Annotated in this window: 18 protein-coding genes; 9 read left to right on the forward strand and 9 right to left on the reverse strand. The window is 71.1% G+C overall.

Annotated features, from left to right (window positions below):
- The first annotated feature begins 88 nt into the window (after nt 1-88).
- Together AC068Z_RS34745 and AC068Z_RS34750 are read left to right on the forward strand one after the other, a co-directional pair.
- A complete protein-coding gene (locus tag AC068Z_RS34745) occupies nt 89-1,423 on the forward strand; it encodes a phosphatase PAP2 family protein (RefSeq protein WP_478564967.1) in 1,335 nt (444 codons plus the stop codon).
- A 200-nt stretch (nt 1,424-1,623) separates the two neighbouring features.
- Nucleotides 1,624-2,736 carry an ABC transporter substrate-binding protein gene (locus tag AC068Z_RS34750; RefSeq protein ID WP_478564970.1) on the forward strand — a complete coding sequence of 371 codons (1,113 nt, stop codon included), beginning with the start codon at nt 1,624-1,626 and terminating at the stop codon, nt 2,734-2,736.
- A gap of 2 nt (nt 2,737-2,738) precedes the next feature.
- Here AC068Z_RS34750 and AC068Z_RS34755 read toward each other — a convergent pair whose 3' ends face one another.
- Nucleotides 2,739-3,938: a glycoside hydrolase family 64 protein gene (locus AC068Z_RS34755; protein WP_478564973.1), complete on the reverse strand. Its 1,200-nt coding sequence runs from the start codon at nt 3,936-3,938 to the stop codon at nt 2,739-2,741.
- A 193-nt stretch (nt 3,939-4,131) separates the two neighbouring features.
- On the opposite strand from AC068Z_RS34755, the gene AC068Z_RS34760 reads away from it, so the two are divergent.
- Nucleotides 4,132-5,166 carry a hypothetical protein gene (locus AC068Z_RS34760; RefSeq protein WP_478564976.1) on the forward strand — a complete coding sequence of 345 codons (1,035 nt, stop codon included), beginning with the start codon at nt 4,132-4,134 and terminating at the stop codon, nt 5,164-5,166.
- A 47-nt stretch (nt 5,167-5,213) separates the two neighbouring features.
- On the forward strand, nt 5,214-6,842 hold the full coding sequence (locus AC068Z_RS34765) for a phospholipase D family protein (RefSeq protein ID WP_478564979.1): 1,629 nt from the start codon (nt 5,214-5,216) through the stop codon (nt 6,840-6,842).
- 64 nt (nt 6,843-6,906) lie between these two features.
- On the opposite strand, the gene AC068Z_RS34770 is transcribed toward AC068Z_RS34765, so the two are convergent.
- Nucleotides 6,907-7,149: a DUF5133 domain-containing protein gene (locus AC068Z_RS34770; RefSeq protein WP_478564982.1), complete on the reverse strand. Its 243-nt coding sequence runs from the start codon at nt 7,147-7,149 to the stop codon at nt 6,907-6,909.
- 357 nt (nt 7,150-7,506) lie between these two features.
- Here AC068Z_RS34770 and AC068Z_RS34775 point away from each other — a divergent pair, with 357 nt between their 5' ends.
- The 5 genes from AC068Z_RS34775 to AC068Z_RS34795 all read left to right on the forward strand — a co-directional run bounded on the left by AC068Z_RS34775 (nt 7,507) and on the right by AC068Z_RS34795 (nt 10,357).
- Entirely contained in the window at nt 7,507-7,812 is a 306-nt protein-coding gene (locus AC068Z_RS34775) for a hypothetical protein (RefSeq protein ID WP_478564985.1), read from the forward strand.
- Between the two features lie 59 nt (nt 7,813-7,871).
- On the forward strand, nt 7,872-8,945 hold the full coding sequence (locus tag AC068Z_RS34780) for a YihY/virulence factor BrkB family protein (protein WP_478564988.1): 1,074 nt from the start codon (nt 7,872-7,874) through the stop codon (nt 8,943-8,945).
- Nucleotides 8,946-9,065: 120 nt separating this feature from the next.
- On the forward strand, nt 9,066-9,530 hold the full coding sequence (locus AC068Z_RS34785; RefSeq protein WP_478564991.1) for an SRPBCC family protein: 465 nt from the start codon (nt 9,066-9,068) through the stop codon (nt 9,528-9,530).
- Entirely contained in the window at nt 9,527-9,865 is a 339-nt protein-coding gene (locus AC068Z_RS34790) for an ArsR/SmtB family transcription factor (RefSeq protein WP_478564994.1), read from the forward strand. The genes AC068Z_RS34785 and AC068Z_RS34790 overlap by 4 nt, the downstream gene beginning before the upstream one ends.
- Nucleotides 9,866-9,916: 51 nt before the next feature.
- Nucleotides 9,917-10,357, forward strand: a complete 441-nt coding sequence (locus AC068Z_RS34795) for an SRPBCC family protein (RefSeq protein ID WP_478564997.1) — start codon at nt 9,917-9,919, stop codon at nt 10,355-10,357.
- Here AC068Z_RS34795 and AC068Z_RS34800 read toward each other — a convergent pair.
- The 7 genes from AC068Z_RS34800 to AC068Z_RS34830 form a co-directional block, all read right to left on the reverse strand.
- Nucleotides 10,341-10,595 carry a hypothetical protein gene (locus AC068Z_RS34800; protein WP_478565000.1) on the reverse strand — a complete coding sequence of 85 codons (255 nt, stop codon included), beginning with the start codon at nt 10,593-10,595 and terminating at the stop codon, nt 10,341-10,343. The two genes, AC068Z_RS34795 and AC068Z_RS34800, sit on opposite strands and share 17 nt — an antisense overlap.
- A 358-nt stretch (nt 10,596-10,953) precedes the next feature.
- Nucleotides 10,954-11,616 (reverse strand): ABC transporter ATP-binding protein, encoded by a 663-nt coding sequence (locus AC068Z_RS34805; protein WP_478565003.1) that lies wholly within the window; start codon nt 11,614-11,616, stop codon nt 10,954-10,956.
- Complete coding sequence (locus tag AC068Z_RS34810; protein ID WP_478565452.1) at nt 11,609-12,817, reverse strand: oligopeptide/dipeptide ABC transporter ATP-binding protein; 1,209 nt, start codon at nt 12,815-12,817, stop codon at nt 11,609-11,611. Before AC068Z_RS34810 ends, AC068Z_RS34805 begins: the two co-directional genes overlap by 8 nt.
- Nucleotides 12,818-12,873: 56 nt before the next feature.
- Nucleotides 12,874-13,761, reverse strand: coding sequence for an ABC transporter permease (locus AC068Z_RS34815; RefSeq protein ID WP_478565006.1), 888 nt, complete (start codon nt 13,759-13,761; stop codon nt 12,874-12,876).
- Nucleotides 13,751-14,719, reverse strand: coding sequence for an ABC transporter permease (locus AC068Z_RS34820; RefSeq protein ID WP_478565455.1), 969 nt, complete (start codon nt 14,717-14,719; stop codon nt 13,751-13,753). The genes AC068Z_RS34815 and AC068Z_RS34820 overlap by 11 nt, the downstream gene beginning before the upstream one ends.
- A gap of 26 nt (nt 14,720-14,745) precedes the next feature.
- Complete coding sequence (locus tag AC068Z_RS34825) at nt 14,746-16,332, reverse strand: ABC transporter substrate-binding protein (protein WP_478565009.1); 1,587 nt, start codon at nt 16,330-16,332, stop codon at nt 14,746-14,748.
- Between the two features lie 72 nt (nt 16,333-16,404).
- Nucleotides 16,405-17,667: a cation:proton antiporter gene (locus tag AC068Z_RS34830; RefSeq protein ID WP_478565012.1), complete on the reverse strand. Its 1,263-nt coding sequence runs from the start codon at nt 17,665-17,667 to the stop codon at nt 16,405-16,407.
- Nucleotides 17,668-17,714 lie beyond the last annotated feature (47 nt).

Raw genomic sequence — 17,714 nt, forward strand, 5'->3', positions numbered from 1 at the left:
GTCTTTTCATGTCGGGCGAGTTAACCCTGCCCTGAATTGCGGTCAACGTCTAGTGAAGTGGCGCAAATTGAGACAAATAACGCGGCGGATGGCGATAGGGGCCATAGCGGCCGTCGTGACGCTGGGATTCCTGTTCGCACTGGAATTCGCCGCGCGTCACTACGGCACACCGGGACCTGTCACCAATCAGGTGCGAGAGGTGATATTCCCGCCCAAGTCGGGCGGTCTGCTGTACGCCGGCATGGCACTGATGATGGTGGTGCTCACCTGGCGGCAACGACTCATCGCCCTGGGTGCCGCCCTCGGAATCGACGCGGCCTTCTGGCTGGTCCGGTGGGCGGCCGACGTCAAGGTGACCGAGGGCCATCCCTTCGGCAACGGCGCCCTGTGGGTGACCCTCGGCGTCGCGGTCATCGCCCTCACCCGCCGCACCGGCCGCGAACGCGTCCTGCTGCTGAAGGGCGTCGGTCTCGCCCTGCTGCTGATAGCGGGCCGCAAGACCGGCGACACCTGGCTGCTGATCACCTCCAAGACCCTGCCCGACGTGCTCGACCCCTACGTGGCGGCCGCCGACCACGCGCTCGGCAACCCGTCCTGGGTCGTCGGGAAGATCGTCGACGCCAGCGGACCGATCGGCTTCAACGCCCTCGATTTCGTCTACGGCCAGCTCCCGGTCGCCGCGGTCGTCGTCGCCCTCTACCAACTGCGCCACGTGGCCCTCGAGCGCCGCTTCCCGACCCACCACCTGGTGCGCACCTTCCTGGTCATAGGCCTCCTCGGGCCCGCCATCTACATGATCTTCCCGGTGGTGGGGCCGATCTTCGCGTACGGCACCGGAGCCGAACACTGGGCGGACGTCAGCCTGTGGGCGCCGGACATGCCGCCCAGCGCGCCCTGGGCGGTGGCCGAGCTCTGGCCCCAGACCCCGCCGCCGCTCACCGTCCCGCACCCCATCCCCTTCGACGGGATCACCCCGCGCAACTGCATGCCCAGCCTGCACACGGCCTGGGCCACCGCGATCTTCATCCACTCCCGCAAGGGCCCGCGCCTGCTGCGCTACGCCGGAACCATCTGGCTGATCGCCACGCTCGCCGCGACGCTGGGATTCGGCTACCACTACGGCGTCGACCTCGTCGCCGGCGTCGTCTTCACCGTCACCATCGAGGCGGCCCTGCGCGCCTACGACCGCGGCTGGGACCGCTCCGGGGTCCGGCTGACCGCGTACGGCACCACGGTCTTCGCCGCGATGCTGCTCTCGTACCGCTTCCTGCCGCTGGAGATGGCCCGCCACGCGTGGGTGGCCGGCCCGCTGCTCCTGCTGGCGATGGCCTCGGTGGTCTACGGCTACGTCCGCACGACCGCCCAGTGGGAGCCCAAGCCCGCACTCCCGCGGCAAGCCGAACCGCAGCCCGAACTGGTCTGACCCCTCCCGCCGGCGCCGACGAGCAATCGATCGGCGCCGGCGGGGGACGCCCGGCGTGGAGCTGGGTGAGTGAGCCCGCCGCCCGCATAATCGCTTGCTCGTCGGCGCGGGTGGCGGATGCAATGTCCGGCATGATCACCCAGGTGCGCCCGCCGCGGTGCGCCGGGGAGACCGCGACCGCTTCGGCCCAAGGGAGACGCATGGAAACGCCACTGTCGCGACCGGCAGCGGAGCCGGCCGACGGCACAGCAGTCCGGATCGGAGCCCTGGCACCCCTGTCCCGGCCCGGCTGGGTCGAGGCGGGCCGGCACCTGGTCGCCGGGCTCGAGCTGGCGGCCCGCGAGGTCAACGCGGCCGGCGGGATCGCGGGACGGCCACTTGAGCTCGTGGTCCGGGACACGGCGGCCGATCCGCGGCGGGCCGAGGCGGCGGTGGCGGAACTGGCGGGGCTCGGCGTGGCCGCCGTGGTGGGGGAGTACCACAGCGTCGTCGCTCGGGCCGCCGCCGCCAGGGCCGACGCCCTCGGCGTGCCCTTCCTGTGCTCTTCGGCGGTGCTCGACGCGCTGACCGAACAGCCGACGGAATGGGTCGCGCGCCTGTCCCCGCCGCAGTCCCGCGGCTGGCGGGTCTACGCGGACTTCCTCCTCGGCGCGGGCCATCGCCGTATCGCCGTGGCGGCCCAGCCGAGCGTCTACTGGGCGGCGGGAACCGGCATCCTGCGGGACCACCTCGCCGAACGCGGCGGAACCCTCGTCGAACTCGACGTGAACGCGCTCACCCCGGCGGCCGTGTGCGACGAACTCGCCGCCCAGCGCGCGACGGCCCTGCTCCTGCTGGTCGGCCACCCGGAACCCGCCGTACCCCTCGTCAAGGCCGTCCGCCGCGACCAGCGCCTCGCCGAGACCCTGATCGGCGCTCCGGCCGGGCAGCCGGAGTTCGCCGAATGGGCGGAGCTGTTGGGCGACGACGGTGCCGCGGTCCCGTTCCTGCGCTACCTGCCCGAGCGCCTGACCCCACTCGGGGAGCGTGTCGAGAAGCAGCTGCGTGAGCAGCTGGCGCACGCGCCCTCCTTCGTCGCCTTCGAGGGCTACGACGCGATCGGCGTACTGGCCGACGTGCTGCGCTCCGGCGGCCTGGACCGACAGCGAACCGCACGGTCCTGGCCGCGCGTTGAGCTGGAGGGGACCCGGGGCCGGATCCGGTTCGGTCGTACCCCGGGCATCAGCGTCTGGCAGTGGCCGGCACCGCCCATCCAGGTCGCGGACCGCGATCCCGCGGAACCGGGCCGTTTCCGGGTCCTGCACACCGGCTGAGGTCAGCTGAGCGGGTCGAGGGTCAGGTAGGCCTGCCGCGGGTTGCCGTCGTGGACGAGGGACTCGTGGTGGCCCACGTCGTCGAACGCGAAGGCGTACGCCTTGCCGTCGGCCATCTGTGCGTGGATGACCCGCGCGTAGTGATTGGTCACCGCGTCCTTGTAGAAGTTCGCCGACGAGGTGTCCGGCTGGTCGGGGTTCGTCAGCAGGGTGGACCGGTTGAAGCCCGCGCACAGGGTGCGGGAAATGGGGCCGCGCACGGCGTCGTTGGGCGCGTCCAGGAGCTTGTGGCAGCGCAGGATGCTGTCCGCGTCGGGCTTCTGGAAGGTGGTGACGATCGCGCCGGAGGCGTTGGTGAAGTTCATGACGTTGCCGGAGACGCGGCCGTAGTACTTGGTGCCGGGCTGGTCGGCGAACGGGGTGACCGTGAGCGGCGTGGTGGCGTACTTCTGCCAAACGCGGTTGACGTAGTCGTTCATGACCGTGGCCGGGAGCGCGCCGGTCTCCAGACCGTGGCCGGGGGAGAGGGCCCTCAGTACGGTGCCGTCGGGCCGGGTCTGGATCAGGTTGCCCCAGCCTCCGGACTGCGCGCGCAGACCGGCGTAGACGGCGTTGTAGCCACCGGCCTTGAGGCGGCCGGTGGTCACCGTGCTGCCGTCACCGCGCTGGACGCCGACCGCGTACGGCACGGAGAACATGTCGACCTGGGTGCTGTTGAGCCACAGGCCGCCGTCGTTGAGGGTGTACTCGGACCAGTTGAACAGGATGTTGCGGTTGGGGTCGCTGGGGTTCTGCACGGCGGGCTGGACCAGGCCGCCGGTGGTCAGGCGGAAGTCGAGTTTCCGGCCGTAGGAGAAGTAGATCCGGCCGGAGAACTTGGGGATGCGGATCGTGATCGTCTGCCCCGGGCCGGGTCCGGCGATGGACGCGTCCGGCGCGGGCGTGGGCGGGTTGCCGCCGGAGGGCCAGGCGTGGAAGGTGCCGCCCGCGTCGGCCCAGCCCTGCCGGCCGTTGGTGAGAGAGGTGCCGAGGTTGTAGACGTACACCGGCTCGCCGCGGCCGGTGCTGTTCTTGATCTGCAGCGGGATGGTGTCGGGCACGGCGGCCTGCGCGGGGGAGGGCGTCGCCCACGTGAGAAGCGCGCCGAGCAGGGCGACGGCCGCGGCGAGGGCGGTGAGGGGATGCCTGAGTCTGTGGAGCATGTTCGGACCTCCGTGGGGGTGGGGGAGTGGGGGTTGGTCCGTACCTGCTTTTGAGAGCGCTCTCAGGGTTGCGCTGGGATGACGGCTTGTCAACGAGTGGCGACGTCTTGGTGGTTGAGGCTGCGCGTAGCGCCTTGTTCGAGCCGTCGAAGGACTGCCCCGGATCGCGCTCGCTCTGGCAGGATTCTTCGCCATGACCACGGATTCGCCGGGCTCGGTGAACGACTGGCTTTTCACGCCCGGCCCCTCGCGGTCTCGCCCCTTCAGCGCCGCGGTCGACCAGCTCGTACGGGACTGTGCCGCGCTGGGAGTGGGCCGCCCGGTACCCCTGCGGGTCAGGGTGGCTTTGCGTCGCCGCCTTCGTCTTCAGCGCTGGAAGCGTGATGCGCGGCGGGGGTTCGCGGGCAACTCGGCTTTTCTGGGTTACTTGGTCGTCATGGGCTGGTTTGTTTGGCATAACCTGCTTCGGGACATCGTCAGCTCCGGTGGATGGACCTTCCCGTCGACATCCGCAGGGAAGGCCCTGTTCTTTCTCTGTCTGGCGACGGCGGCCGCCATAGTCCTTTACTGGTGGCTGGACACGGCCCAGGTCGATTTGCGCTCCATGGACCCCAAAGGAAAGACCAGCCAGGCGGCGCGACTCTTCATGGCGCGTCGATATGTCCTCGTGACGTTGTGCGCCGAGGCGGTTCACGCGTGCGCCCAAGCCCGGCGTGGCGGTGAGCTGAAGCCAACCAGACTCAAGGAGCTGTCGAGGCGGCTGCGGGCAGTACGGCGCGAAGTGCAGGGTGCGCACCGCAGCCGGGGAACTGTCCTACGGCGATCCCACCGCACGAAAGCTCTGAAAAGGCACGAGCGACATGTTTCCGCCGCGCTTCGCTCCCTCGAAGGAAAGCTTGACCACAATCCGAACGAAGCCCTCCGTGAGATAGCGGAGGCCCTACTGACCATCGCCGACGGCTACTGCGAGACACGACTCGGGGAGCTCCTGGATGAGGGCCAGCTCGACGACGTTGCCCTGGGGCGCAACTGGGATGCCTTGCGGTATCTCGCCGCCTTGCTGGTGGGAGCGGGTGGGATCACCGGACTCGGAATCACCGGTGTCATTCCCCAGAGCGCCGAACCGTACGTCTACCCCCTTGTGCTCGGGGCAGCGCTGCTGATCGCCTTCGGGCGGAATGTGCAGCGCACGATCGATGTCCTGGGCGCCGTTTTCGGCGGACCGTAAAGCCCGAGATCTGGGTACCCGGGAGGTCCCGGGAGGAGATCTGGGCTGTGGAACTCGACGCATGGATGCTGACCGCCGAGGAGCGGGGCAACGGTGCCACCCGTCTGGACCGGCGGCGGGCGGAGCGGGTGGCGTGGTCGTGCGGGAACGCCGTACGCCCCCTGGTGCACGGCGCCACGTACTTCGCGGAGCTGCTGCGCGCGATCCGTGCGCAGCGTGCCGGTGACCTGCTCCTGTTCACCGACTGGCGGGGCGACCCCGACGAACGCCTCGACGGCGGTCCGGGGAGCGAGATCGGCACGGTGCTGCGCGAGGCTGCCGAGCGCGGGGTGATCGTCAAAGGGCTGGTCTGGCGCTCTCACCTGGACCGATTCCAGTTCAGCGAGGCCGAGAACCGCCACCTGGGCGACGCGATCGAAGCGGGTGGCGGCGAGTTCCTGCTCGACATGCGGGTCCGCCCGGGCGGCTCCCACCACCAGAAGTTCGTCGTCCTGCGCCATCCCGGCCGGCCCGAGCTGGACGTCGCGTTCCTCGGCGGCATCGACCTGTGCCACAACCGCAACGACGACGCGACCCACCGCGGCGACCCCCAACCCCTGCGGATCGCCGCCGCGTACGGACCGCGCCCGCCCTGGCACGACCTCCAGCTCGCGATCCGCGGACCCGCGGTCGGCGACATCGAGGCCTGCTTCCGCGAACGCTGGGAGGACCCGGCGCCGCTGACCCGCAGCCCGCTCGTCCGGCTGCGCGAACTCGTCCACGGCGAGGACACCGAGGCCGACCCGCTGCCACCCCAGACCCCGGACCCCGCCCCCGGCGGCACCGCCGCCGTCCAGGTCCTGCGCACCTACCCGAACCGGCTGCTGCGCGGCTACGACTTCGCCCCCGACGGAGAGCGCAGCATCGCCCGCGGCTACCGCAAGGCCCTGCGCCGGGCCCGTGCCCTCATCTACCTGGAGGACCAGTACCTGTGGTCCCCGCGGGTGGTGGAATGCTTCGCCGAAGCCCTGAGCGCCCACCCCGGCCTGCGCCTGATCGCGGTCGTCCCGGCATTCCCCGAACAGGACGGCCGGCTCACCCTGCCGATGAACCTGGTCGGCCGCGTGACCGCCCTGGACCGGCTGCGGGAGGCCGGGGGTGACCGCGTCGGGGTGTACGCGCCGGAGAACCACGCCGGCACGCCGGTGTACGTCCACGCCAAGGTCTGCGTGATCGACGACGTATGGGCCTCGGTCGGATCGGACAACGTCAACCTGCGCTCTTGGACCCACGACTCCGAGATCGCCTGCGCCGTCCTGGACGAGTCCGAGGATCCGCGCGAGCCCCGCGACCCCGGCGGCCTCGGGGACGGCGCCCGCCGCTTCGCCAGGAACCTGCGCCTGGAGCTGTCCCGCGAGCACCTGGACATCGAGGACGCGGACGGGCGGGAGTCCCTGACCCGCCCCGACGAACTCTGCGACCCCGCACGTGCCTTCGACACCTTCGCGGAGAGCGCCGCCGCCCTGGACGCCTGGCACGCCGACGGCCGCCGCGGCCCCAGACCGCCGGGCCGCCTGCGCGCCTACCGCTCACCGAGCCTTTCCCGTACGGCGATGACGCTCAGCAAGCCCCTGCACCGGCTCCTCGTCGACCCGGACGGCAGGACCTTCATGCTGCGGCGCCGCAATGACTACTGACCGACCGCCGTTCACGCAGCGAAAGGGCCCCCTGTGCGGGGGCCCTCGCGACGTCGCTTCCGGGTCAGAGGCTCGCGGCAGGTGCCGTGAGGACGGAGTCGTCCTCGGGGCGGGCGCCGGGGAGCTGGTGGCGTGCGGCTATGAGCGCCGCGTCGATGTCCTGGGTGCCAGTTGTCACGCAGAGCGTGTAGGCGAGATCGTTCATTCGCTGACGTGCCTGCGGGCTGCCGTCCTCGGCGTGGAGGATGCGCAGCGTCTCGTACTGCTCGAGCAGGTTCTTCAGCACGGCGGGGTGGGCCATCAGCACGGCAAGCCTCCAGGTCGTCGCTGTTCACCACATGTGCAAGAACGTGTCTGCCCCGTGATCCGGCCCGCATGCCTCCCTTTTTCCGGCACCGGCACCGGCACCGGCCACGGCTCGGTGCGACACGGGATTCCGGCGGCCCGGATCCGCCCTCGCGACCCGTCGTGCGGCCCCGATGTCAGTGGCGTGGTCCAGAATGCGGCTCGCAAGATCAACACCGGCCCGAACGGGGTACGCGGTGTCCATTCCTCCGTCTGGAAGGCCATGCCGATGCCGCTCACCCAGCACCAGCCCTCGTCGCCCGCGCCAGCGGCAGCCGCCGGGACGCACCCCGCTCGCGCGTACCGCCCGAGACGGCCCGTGAGCCGGCTGACGGCACCCGCGGCCGAGGTGCTGCGCATCGTCTCCGACCCCCGGACCCCGGTCTTCGTCACCGCTCTCACGGGCGGTCGGCCGCGGTACGGCTACTGGCGGCCGGCGGACCCCACCGGTCGTGGGGGCGGCTGCTTCGTGGCCCTGCCGACCGAGGTGTGCGAGGACCTGCGCTCGACCGGCCGCATCACCCTGGGCACACCCGTGTCGGACCCGGGGAAGACCACTTATCGGGTCAGCGAGTCCCTGAAGAAGGCGGAGGAGAAGGGGCGCGCGCGGAGTTGGGCAGCCTGAGTCGACTGTCCTTGTCCCGCTGTGCTTTGACCTGGCCACATGTGGTTACCCGACGCGGTATGGCGAAGCTGCATCTCCCGGGTCGTAAGCAACACACCGACGCTGACCAGGAATCTGGTGAGCGGATCCCGTCACCTGACGAGGCGGGCCCTGAGCCGCAGGTCGAGGAGGCGGCGCCGGAGTCGCCCTCGAAGCTGCCGAAACGGGCCTGGTTCGCGGTGCTCAAGGGCAGCCTGAAGGAGTTCCAGGACGACGAACTCACCGACCGGGCGGCGGCGTTGACCTACTACGGCGTGCTGGCCCTGTTCCCCGCCCTGCTGGTCCTGGTGTCCCTGCTCGGCGTGGCCGGCGAGTCGGCGACGGACAAGGTGCTCGAGAACCTTCGGGAGCTGACGCCCGGCTCCGCGCGGGACATCATCACCCGGGCGGTGGAGCAGCTGCAGAACAACGCCGGTACCGGCTCGGTGATGGCCCTCGTCGGCATCGCGCTGGCGGTCTGGTCGGCCTCCGGGTACGTGGCGGCCTTCATCCGCAGCGCGAACGCGGTCTACGACATGCCGGAAGGCCGCCCGGTGTGGAAGATCCTCCCGGTGCGCGTGGCGGTCACGGTGGTGCTCATGGTGCTGGCGGTGGCGAGCGCCCTGATCGTGGTCTTCACCGGCGCTCTCGCCCGGCAGGCCGGGCAGGCTCTCGGCATCGGGGACACGGCGCTGACGGTGTGGTCGATCGCGAAGTGGCCCGTGCTGGTGGTGCTGGTCACACTGATGATCGCGATCCTGTACTGGGCGACCCCGAACGCCAAGGTCAAGGGATTCCGGTGGATCACCCCGGGGAGCGTCCTGGCCCTGGTGATCTGGCTGGTCGCCTCGGCCGGCTTCGCGTTCTACGTCGCGAACTTCGCGTCGTACAACAAGACCTACGGCACCATGGCCGGCGTCATCGTGTTCCTCGTGTGGCTGTGGATCAGCAACCTCGCCATTCTGCTCGGCCTGGAATTCGACGCCGAGACCGTGCGCCAGCGCGCCATCGCCGGAGGGCACCCGCCGGAGGCCGAGCCGTACACGCAGCCGCGGGACACGCGGAAGTGGGACGAGGAAGACGTCCGCCGTCTCGACGAAACCCCACCTCAGTGACCAGTTCCAGCCGCTGAGCGGTCACCCCGGCCCGCGCTTGAGCAACCATTGGTTGCGTATCGGCGCGGGCCGCTCTACCGTTATGTGCAACCGATGGTTGCGAGTGGCTGGGAGAACGGCATGGAGTACGGCAGCATCGAGCGGGAGATCCACATCGCCGCCACCCCCGAGGTGGTCTACGAGGTCGTCAGCAAGCCCGAGCACCTGCGGGAATGGTGGCCGGACGAGGCGGACCTCGCCCCCGCGCCGGGAGCCACCGGGACGATCACCTTCGGCGACAAGGGCACCGCGGAGGCGAAGGTCGTACCGCTCACGGTGATCGAGGCCGACCCGCCGCGCCGGTTCTCCTTCCGGTGGGTGTACGACGAGGACCAGGCCGCCGCGCCGGGCAACTCGCTGCTCGTCACCTTCGACCTGGTTCCGGCCGGCGCGGGCACCTTGCTGCGCTTCACCGAGACCGGGTTCCGGGAGAGGGGCTGGGAGGCGGCCGTACTCGAAGAGGCGTACCGCGAGCACGTCACCGGCTGGGACCACTTCCTGCCGCGGCTCGTCGGGTACGTGGCCCGGCTGGTGTCGACGCCGTGAACGTCACCGTCGACGACGAGCTCTGGTCGGCGGTGGGGGACCCCACCCGGCGGCGGATGCTCGACCTGCTGCTGAGCGAAGGCGGCGGCACGGCGACCACCCTGAGCGGACGGCTTCCGGTGTCGCGGCAGGCGGTCGCCAAACACCTCGGCGTGCTCCAGCGCGTCGGCCTGGTGCACCCCACACCGTCCGGACGTGAGCGCCGCTACGAGGTGGACGAGTCCCAACTCGCCCGCGCGGTCGCCCAGTTGTCAGCGGTCGGGGCGACCTGGGACGCCCGGCTGCAGCGCATCAAGCGGATCGCCGAGACGATCCAGCGGGGCCAGGAGGACTGACCTCGCACCGAGCGCGCCGCCGCGAGCGGCGCTGGACAAGGAGACAGCGAGATGGTGGACATCCTGCACAGGATCGGAGTCGTATCGCCTCCCGGCGATGTCTACGCCGCCTTGACGACCGTCGAAGGGCTGGCGGGCTGGTGGACGCAGGACACCGAGGGCGACAGCGGGATCGGCGGAGTGATCCAATTCCGTTTCGAGCCCGGCGGGTTCGACATGAAGGTGCTCGAGGCCGAGCCGGGCGAGCGCGTGCTCTGGGAGGTCGTCGACGGCCCCGAGGAGTGGATCGGCACCCGGATCCGGTTCGAGCTGAAACAGGAGGACGAGTTCACGATCGTCCTGTTCAGCCACGAGGGCTGGAAGGAGCCGGTGGAGTTCATGCACCACTGCTCCACGAAGTGGGCGACCTTCCTCATGAGCCTGAAGAAGCTCGTCGAAACCGGCAAGGGCGAGCCCGCGCCGCACGATGTGAAGATCAGCAACTGGCACTGAGACAGGTGGGTGCCGGCACGCCGTCGGCCGGCTGGGCGGTGCTCGGCGGGACCGCCGCCCAGCCGATCGACACGAGGAGCGCCGCGACGGCCGCGCCGCTGACGATCGCCGCACTCAGGTCTCCCACTGCGGGGACGGCGGCACTGCTCTTCTTCGTGTGGTGATACACCACACCGCCCACGGCCACCGACACCATGAGGATCAACAGCAGGCCGGGCGTGACCGGGAGCATGGTCATCCGCGACTCGGCATCCCCGGCGCGGGCTCTGGTCGTCGACGTCGTACAGCATCCGCGGTGTCCGGCATGGGCTCTTCCTGCTGTTGCCAAGGGAGTTGGAGGACCCGAGAGTCCTGCGCGGGCGACGCTACCCGGAGAGCCCGACGCTGTCTACCTGCCCATCTCGCGCGTCCACGGCCAGGAGCCGGTGGTCAGGCCGGTGGGCTGGTGCGGCGCATCGTCCTGGTGGAGATCCACGACAAGTGCATCGACGGCCACACCGTCCGCACCCCCTCAAGGCCGCCGTCTTCCGCCAGTCGTAGCGACGGCGTCCCGGCCTGATACGGCCACCGCGCGCGCCCGCCGGGCCAGGGTCCGCTCAGTGTTCGACGCGCAGCCCGTCCCAATGGATCGTGCGGTCGCACCAGCGGTTCAGGAGGGTCTGGTCGTGGCCTACGGCCAGGAGGCCCGCGCCCGTGTCGCGGCGGTAGTCCTCGACGACCGCGACCAGGGCGGCGGTGGTGGAGGCGTCGAGCATGGCTGTCATCTCGTCGCAGATCAGCCAGCGCGGGCGCAGGACCAGGGCACGGGCGAGACAGGCGCGTTGGAGCTGGCCGTCACTGACCTCGTGCGGTCGTCTGCCCAGCAGATCCGGCGTGAGGCCGACGGTGGACGCGAGTTCGGCGACCCGGCTGGGAACCTCGGCACGGCGGCCCGTGGCGCGCAGGGGTTCGGCGATGAGGTCGGTGAGCCTCAGACGCGGGTCCGCGGAGAGCCTCGGCTGCTGGAACACGACGCCGACGGCGGTGCGTTGACCGCGTGGTGCGCGGTGGCGCCAGTGACGTATCGGCGTCCCGTCGAGGATCACGGTTCCGGCGTCCGGGCGGTGCAGCAGTGCGGCGACGCGGGCGAGTGTGGACTTGCCGCAGCCGCTGGGGCCGAGCAGGCCTACGGCTTCGCCCGGCTCGATCGTGAGGGAGGCGTTCTGGACGACGGGAGCGTGTCGGTCGTAGCCGGCGGTGATGGCGCGCAGGTCAAGCACGGGCGTTCTCCGGGACGTGCGGGTGGTGGCAGGCGACCGCGTCCGTCATCCGGGGCAGGGTGGCGCAGGCGTCGGTGGCCCGGTCGCAACGCGCCGCGAAGGCGCAGCCCACGGGGAGGTCGCCGAGCTCCGGCGGCAAGCCGGGAATGGGGGTGAAGGCACGGTCGGGGAGGGCTTGGAGGAGGCGGCGGCTGTAGGGGTGGCGGGGGCCGGGGGTGCCGAAGAAGTCCGCCGCGTCGGTGATTTCGACGATGCGTCCGGCGTACATGACGGCGACGCGGTCGGCGATGCGCTCGGCCGCGGCGAGGTCATGGGTGATCAGCAGCAGGCCGCGGTCGGCGGCGTCGATGTGGCGCCGCAGTTCGTCGACGGTGCGCTCCACCAGGTCGCGGTCGAGTCCGGTGGTGGGTTCGTCGGCGAGCAGCAGGGGTGCGCCGCCGACTAGGGCGAGGGCGGTGGCGGCGCGCTGGGCGAGGCCGCCGGACAGCTCGTGCGGGTGGCGGTCGAGGTGGTCCGCCGGAAAAGCGGTACGGGCGGCGGCTGCCTCTGCGGCTGCGCGCACGGCCGCACGACCCCGGGCACCGGTGAGCGCGGCGACCGTCTCCTCCAGGTGGGACCGGACGGTGCGGACGGGGGTCAGGTGGGCGGCCGGGCTCTGCGGTACGAGGCCGATACGGCGACCCCGTACCGTGCGCGCGAGGGTGCGCTCGTCCGCGGCGAGCAGGTCGAGGCCGACGAGCTGGTCCCGGTCCGGGTTGTCGAGGTCGGCGAGCTGGTCCCGGCCTGTGGCGTTGAGGTCGGCGAGGCGGGGCCGGTCCGTGTGCTTGAGGTCCCCGAGCTGGGCCCGGGAAGTGGCGTCGTGGTCCCCGAGCTGGGCCCCGGAAGTGGCGTCGAAGTCCCCGAGGTGGGCATGGCCCGGGTCGTCGAAGTTGCCGAGGTGGGTCTCGGCCCCGCCGTCGGAATCGCCGAGTTGGGCTTGGCGCATGTCGTCGCCGGCATCACGGCGTCGCCGGGCCGCCTCATCGACGTAGCCGAGTCTGGCCTGGCCCGCGGTCTGGGCGTTGGCGGGGAGCAAGCCGAGGAGGGCGGAGGCGAGGACGGACTTGCCGCAGCCGCTCTCGCCGATCAGGGCCAGGCACTCGCCGGCCGCGACGTCGAAGTGCGCGTCGGTGACGGCGGCGACGCTACGCCCGCCGGGCATGAGGAAACGCACCGACAGGCCGCGTACCGACAGCACGGGCTCTCGCTCTGCGCGAGTCACAGCATCAGCTCCGATCGGCGGCGGGGGTTGATCCGCTCCCGCCAGGCACCGGCCAGACCGGCGATGGCGAGCGTGGGGACGATGATGAGGAGGCCGGGGAAGAGGGTCGGCCACCACTGCCCGGCGAGCAGCGAACCCCGGGCGCTCTGGATGAGGTTGCCGAGGCTCGCCATGTGAGTGGGCAGGCCGAGCCCGAGGAACGACAGGGCGGACTCGTGCCACATGGCGTGCGGCACCATCAGCACGGACGCCAGAGCCGCCTGTGGCAGCACGGCGGGCAGCAGATGCCGTACCGCGACCCGCCACCGGGAAGCGCCTCCCGAGACGGCGGCGTCGATGTACGGCCGCGCCCGCAGGGACAGCACCTCGGCGCGCACGATCCGCGCCGTGGACAGCCAGTGGGTGAGCGCGACCGAGACGATCACCGGCCACACTCCGGGCCGGAACATGGCGACGATGAAGATGCCCAGCAGCAGGTGGGGCACGGACGAGAACGTGTCGACCAACCGCATGAGCGCGCGGTCGGCCCACCCGCCCAGCGCCCCGGCGGCGGCGCCGACCGCGGTGCCGATCACGGTCGCGGTGAGGGCCGCGGCCACGCCGACGAGCAGGGAGACCCGAAGGCCGTAGACGCAGCGCAGCAGCAGGTCCCGGCCGACGTCGTCGGTGCCGAACGGGTGTGCCCAGGACGGCGGTCGCAGCTTGGCCGCGAGGTCGACGGCCTGCTGGTCGAGCTGGACCAGTGGCGGCACGACGAGGACGACGAGCGCGGTCACGGCGACCAGCGCGGCGGAGGTGCGCACCCGGATGCTCCGGGTGGACCGGCGCCGCGTCCCGTAGGACCGCCAGACGGTCGGCTCGTCGGCCGGAGAGTCACATGTCACTGAACTTCACCCTCGGGTCGAACAGTCCGTACAGCAGGTCCGCGAGGAGGTTGCCGACGAGGACGGCGGCGGTGGCCAGTGTGGTCAGCGCGGCGAGCAGCGGGAAGTCGACGGCGGTGGCCGCCTCGACGGTTGCCGCCGCGATACCCGGCCAGCTGAAGACGCTCTCCACCAGCAGGGCGCCGGTGATGAGTTCGGGCACGCGCGAGCCGATCAGTGTGAGGACCGGGAGCAGTCCGGAACGCAGGGCATGGCCGAGCAGGACGGTGCGCTCGCTCAGTCCGCGGGCGCGGGCGCCTCGTACCGGGTCCTCCGCCAGGGCGTCGGCGACCCCTTGGCGGACGTACAGGGCGAACCAGGGGAGCTGGGAGAGGGCGAGCACGCCGGCGGGCAGGACCAGGTGGCTCGTCACCTGTCCCGGTGTGACCTGTTCGCTGGCGGTGTCCGTGAGACCGCCCGCCGGGAGGACGTCCAGTTGGAGGGCGAACAGCCAGATGGCCAGGAGCGCGATCCAGAAGACCGGTGCCGCCTCCAGGGTGTAGGCGAGCGAGCTGACGAGCCGGTCGACCATGGATCCCGGACGGCGGGCGGCCAGCACCCCGAGCAGGGTGCCGGCCAGCACGGCGACTGCGAACGCGACCGCGCACAACAGGGTGGACCACACGAGGCGTTCGCCGATCACCTGCGCCACCGGCTGTCGCATCACGCTGGACTGGCCGAAATCACCGGTGAGGGCGGACGTCAGCCAGTCCCACCAGCGCGCGGTGAAGGACTGGTCCACGCCGAGGTTCTCCCGCAGCCGGTCCAGGGTGTCCTGGTCGGCGCCGAGCGCGGCCGTGCCCGCGTAGGCCTTGACCGGGTCGAAGGGCGAGGCAGCGGCGACGGCGAACACGCCGAAGGTGACGACGAGGAGGATGGGCAGGGCGAACACGGCCCGCCGTCCCGCCAGGCGGGCCATCGCTCCCCAGGGCAGGGAGGAGAGGGTCACTTCTTCGGCTGCCAGTCCTCGATGTTCCACCAGGGACCGCTGGCGAAGCCGTGCTCGTGCGGTTCGAGCTGGGTCGTCAGCCCGTCCCAGCGGTCGGCGAGCACGTACTGGTGGTTGATGTGGGTGAGGAAGGTGTAGCCCGGGTTCTCCACCAGGGCGCGCTGCAGTGCCTCGTAGGCGGCCTCGCGCTTGGCGGGGTCCCCGCTGCGGCGGCCGGTGTCGAGGGCCTTGTCCACGGCCGGGTTGTCGTAGCGGGCCATGTTGTTGAAGCCGTCGCCGGCCAGCGAGGAGTGCAGCAGGGTGTAGAGCCCGAAGTCGGGGTCGCCGGTGCTGCCGAAGCCCGCGAGGACCGCGTCGTCCTTCATCCGCGGCTCGATGACCTCCCAGGTGGCGCTCTCCACCTTCACCTCGATGCCGGCCTGCTTGGCGTCGGAGGCGTAGGCGAGGGCATGGTCCTGGCGGACCTTGTCCCCGGACGGGTAGAGCAGGGTGAAGGAGGCCCGCCGGCCGTCCTTGGCGCGAATGCCGCCGTCGCCGGTCTTCCAGCCCGCCGCGTCGAGGATCTTCTCGGCCTTGCCCAGGTCCTGGCGGCGCTCGATGCCCTTGGCGAACCACGGGTCGTCGACGGGCAGCGGCCCGTACGCGGGGCGTCCGGCGCCGTCGAGGATCTTGTCGACCATGGCCTCGCGGTCCACGGCCAGATCCAGCGCCTGCCGGACGGCCCGGTCGCCGGTGACCTCGCCCGCGGTGGGCAGTGTCACGGCGCGGAAGTCGTAGGACTTCGCGTCGTACGACGTCATGCCGTCGTCGTTCTTGAACGTGGCGGCGAGGTTGGGCGGGAGGACCGCGCCGTCGAGGTCGCCGGAGCGCAGCCGGGTGGCGCGCACGTTGTCGTCGGCTATGACCGCCATGGTGAAGGTCTTCACCTCGGGCTCGCCGCCCCAGTAGTTGGGGTTGGCCTTGAAGGTGAGCTTCTCGCCCTTGCTCCAGGCGGACAGGACGTACGGTCCGGTGCCGACCGGTTTGGTGTTGAACGAGCCGGTGTTGGGGTCCTGCTTCCCGGCGATGTGCTCGGGGACGATGGGCAGCACCGTGCGCCCGGCGAAGGGCGCGTAGGGGTACTTCAGCGTGAAGACGACCTTGTCGTCGCCGCTCGCGCGGACGTCCTTGACGGCGTCCAGTTCGCTGCGTGCGGTGTTGTTGGTCTTCTCGTCCAGGACGGTCTCGTACGTGAACACCACGTCGTCGGCCGTCAGCGGCTCGCCGTCGCTGAACTCGACCCCGTCGCGCAGGGTGTAGGTGTAGGTGAGGCCGTCGTCGGTGACCTCGGGGAGGGCCTTGGCGAGGGCGGGCGTGAGCCGCAGGTCGGCGTCGCGGGCGAGCAGCCCGTCGAAGATCTTGGAGTTGCCGTCCTTGCCGTAGCCGAGGAGCGGGCTGAGGGTGTCGGGCTCGGAGGCCACTCCGATCACGACGGAGTCGGTGGCGCCGTCGCCGGAGCTGCCGCCGGGTGCGGAGCAGGCGGCCACCGCGGCCACCACCATCGCCGCCGTGACGGCGGTACCTCGTATTCGACGGGTCGTCATGGACTCCACACCTCGGCCGTTCTGCATGTCGCTCGTTGTTGCAAGCATTATGCAGTAAGCCTGACGTGGGCTTTACCCCCGCAGCGAGCGCGCCCGCGATCTCCGGTCCAGACGCTTGATGGCGGGGGTCGCCAGGGAGCCGTGGAGCATCACCGAGAGCACCACGGTGAAGGCCACCGTCGCCCACAGTTCGCGGTCCAGGCCGCCGAAGTCGTCCTGCCCCAGCGCGTAGGACAGGTAGAAGAGCGAGCCGATCCCCCGGATGCCGAACAGCGACACGACCGCGCGCTCCGGCCGGGGCGTCCTGCTGCGCATCAGGGCCAGCCACCCGGTGAGCGGCCGGACGACGAGCAGCAACAGGGCACCGACCACCGCGCCCATGACGGTCAGCCCGGAGAAGGAGCCGGCGGCCACATACCCGCCGAGCAGGAACAGCAGCAGCGCGGTCAGCAACCGCTCGATCTGCTCGGTGAACTCGTGGAGCACCTTGTGGTACCCGTGGCTGCGCTCGGCGGCGCGGATGACGCACGCGGTGACGAACACCGACACGAAGCCGTAGCCGTGGAGCACCTCGGCGACGCCATACGACAGGAACGTGGCGCCCAGTGCCACGAAGCCCTCCATGTGCTCCGACAACCGAAGCACCGGCGTCCTGGCGCGGAAGAACATCCAGCCGAGCAACCATCCGACACCCGCGCCCACGGCCAGCCCGAGGGCGCATCTGCCCAGCGCGTCGGTCAGCACCCAGGGGCCGATCCACCGCGCCGACCACCCGGCGCCCGCCGCGGCGGCCAGGGCGACGGCCGCGTAGACGAAGGGAAAGGCGAGCCCGTCGTTCAGTCCCGCCTCGCTGGTGAGGGCGAAGCGCGCCTCGTCCTCGTCGCGCTCGGTGCCGAGCGGCTCGCCCACCCGGACCTCCCCCGCCAGGACCGGATCGGTGGGCGCGAGCACGGCCCCCAGCAGCAGGGCGGCGGCGGGCGGCCAGTCCAGCAGCCACCACGCCAGTACGGCGGTGACGGCCACCGTGAGCGGCATGGTGACGCCGAGCAACCGCCAGGTGCTGGACCACCTGCGCCGGCTGAAGGGCCGGTCGATGGCGAGTCCCGCGCCCATCAGGGAGACGATCACGCACACCTCGGTGGCGTGTTCCACCCAGAGGCGGTGGCGTACGGGATCCACGGTCGGCACGGTCACCGGCAGCAGCTGGACGAGCGCGCCCGCGGCCAGGAAGACCATCGGCAGGGAGAACGGCCGCCTGTACACCACCCGGGGCAGGACGGCCGCGCTCAGGGCGCCGATGCCCAGGCAGACATAGACCACGTCCGAAAGCGTCACTCCCACCTCCTGCCCGGTGAACGGCATCCAGTCCCACCGGACCGCCC

It is taken from the genome of Streptomyces sp. NPDC043726 (assembly GCF_056436565.1).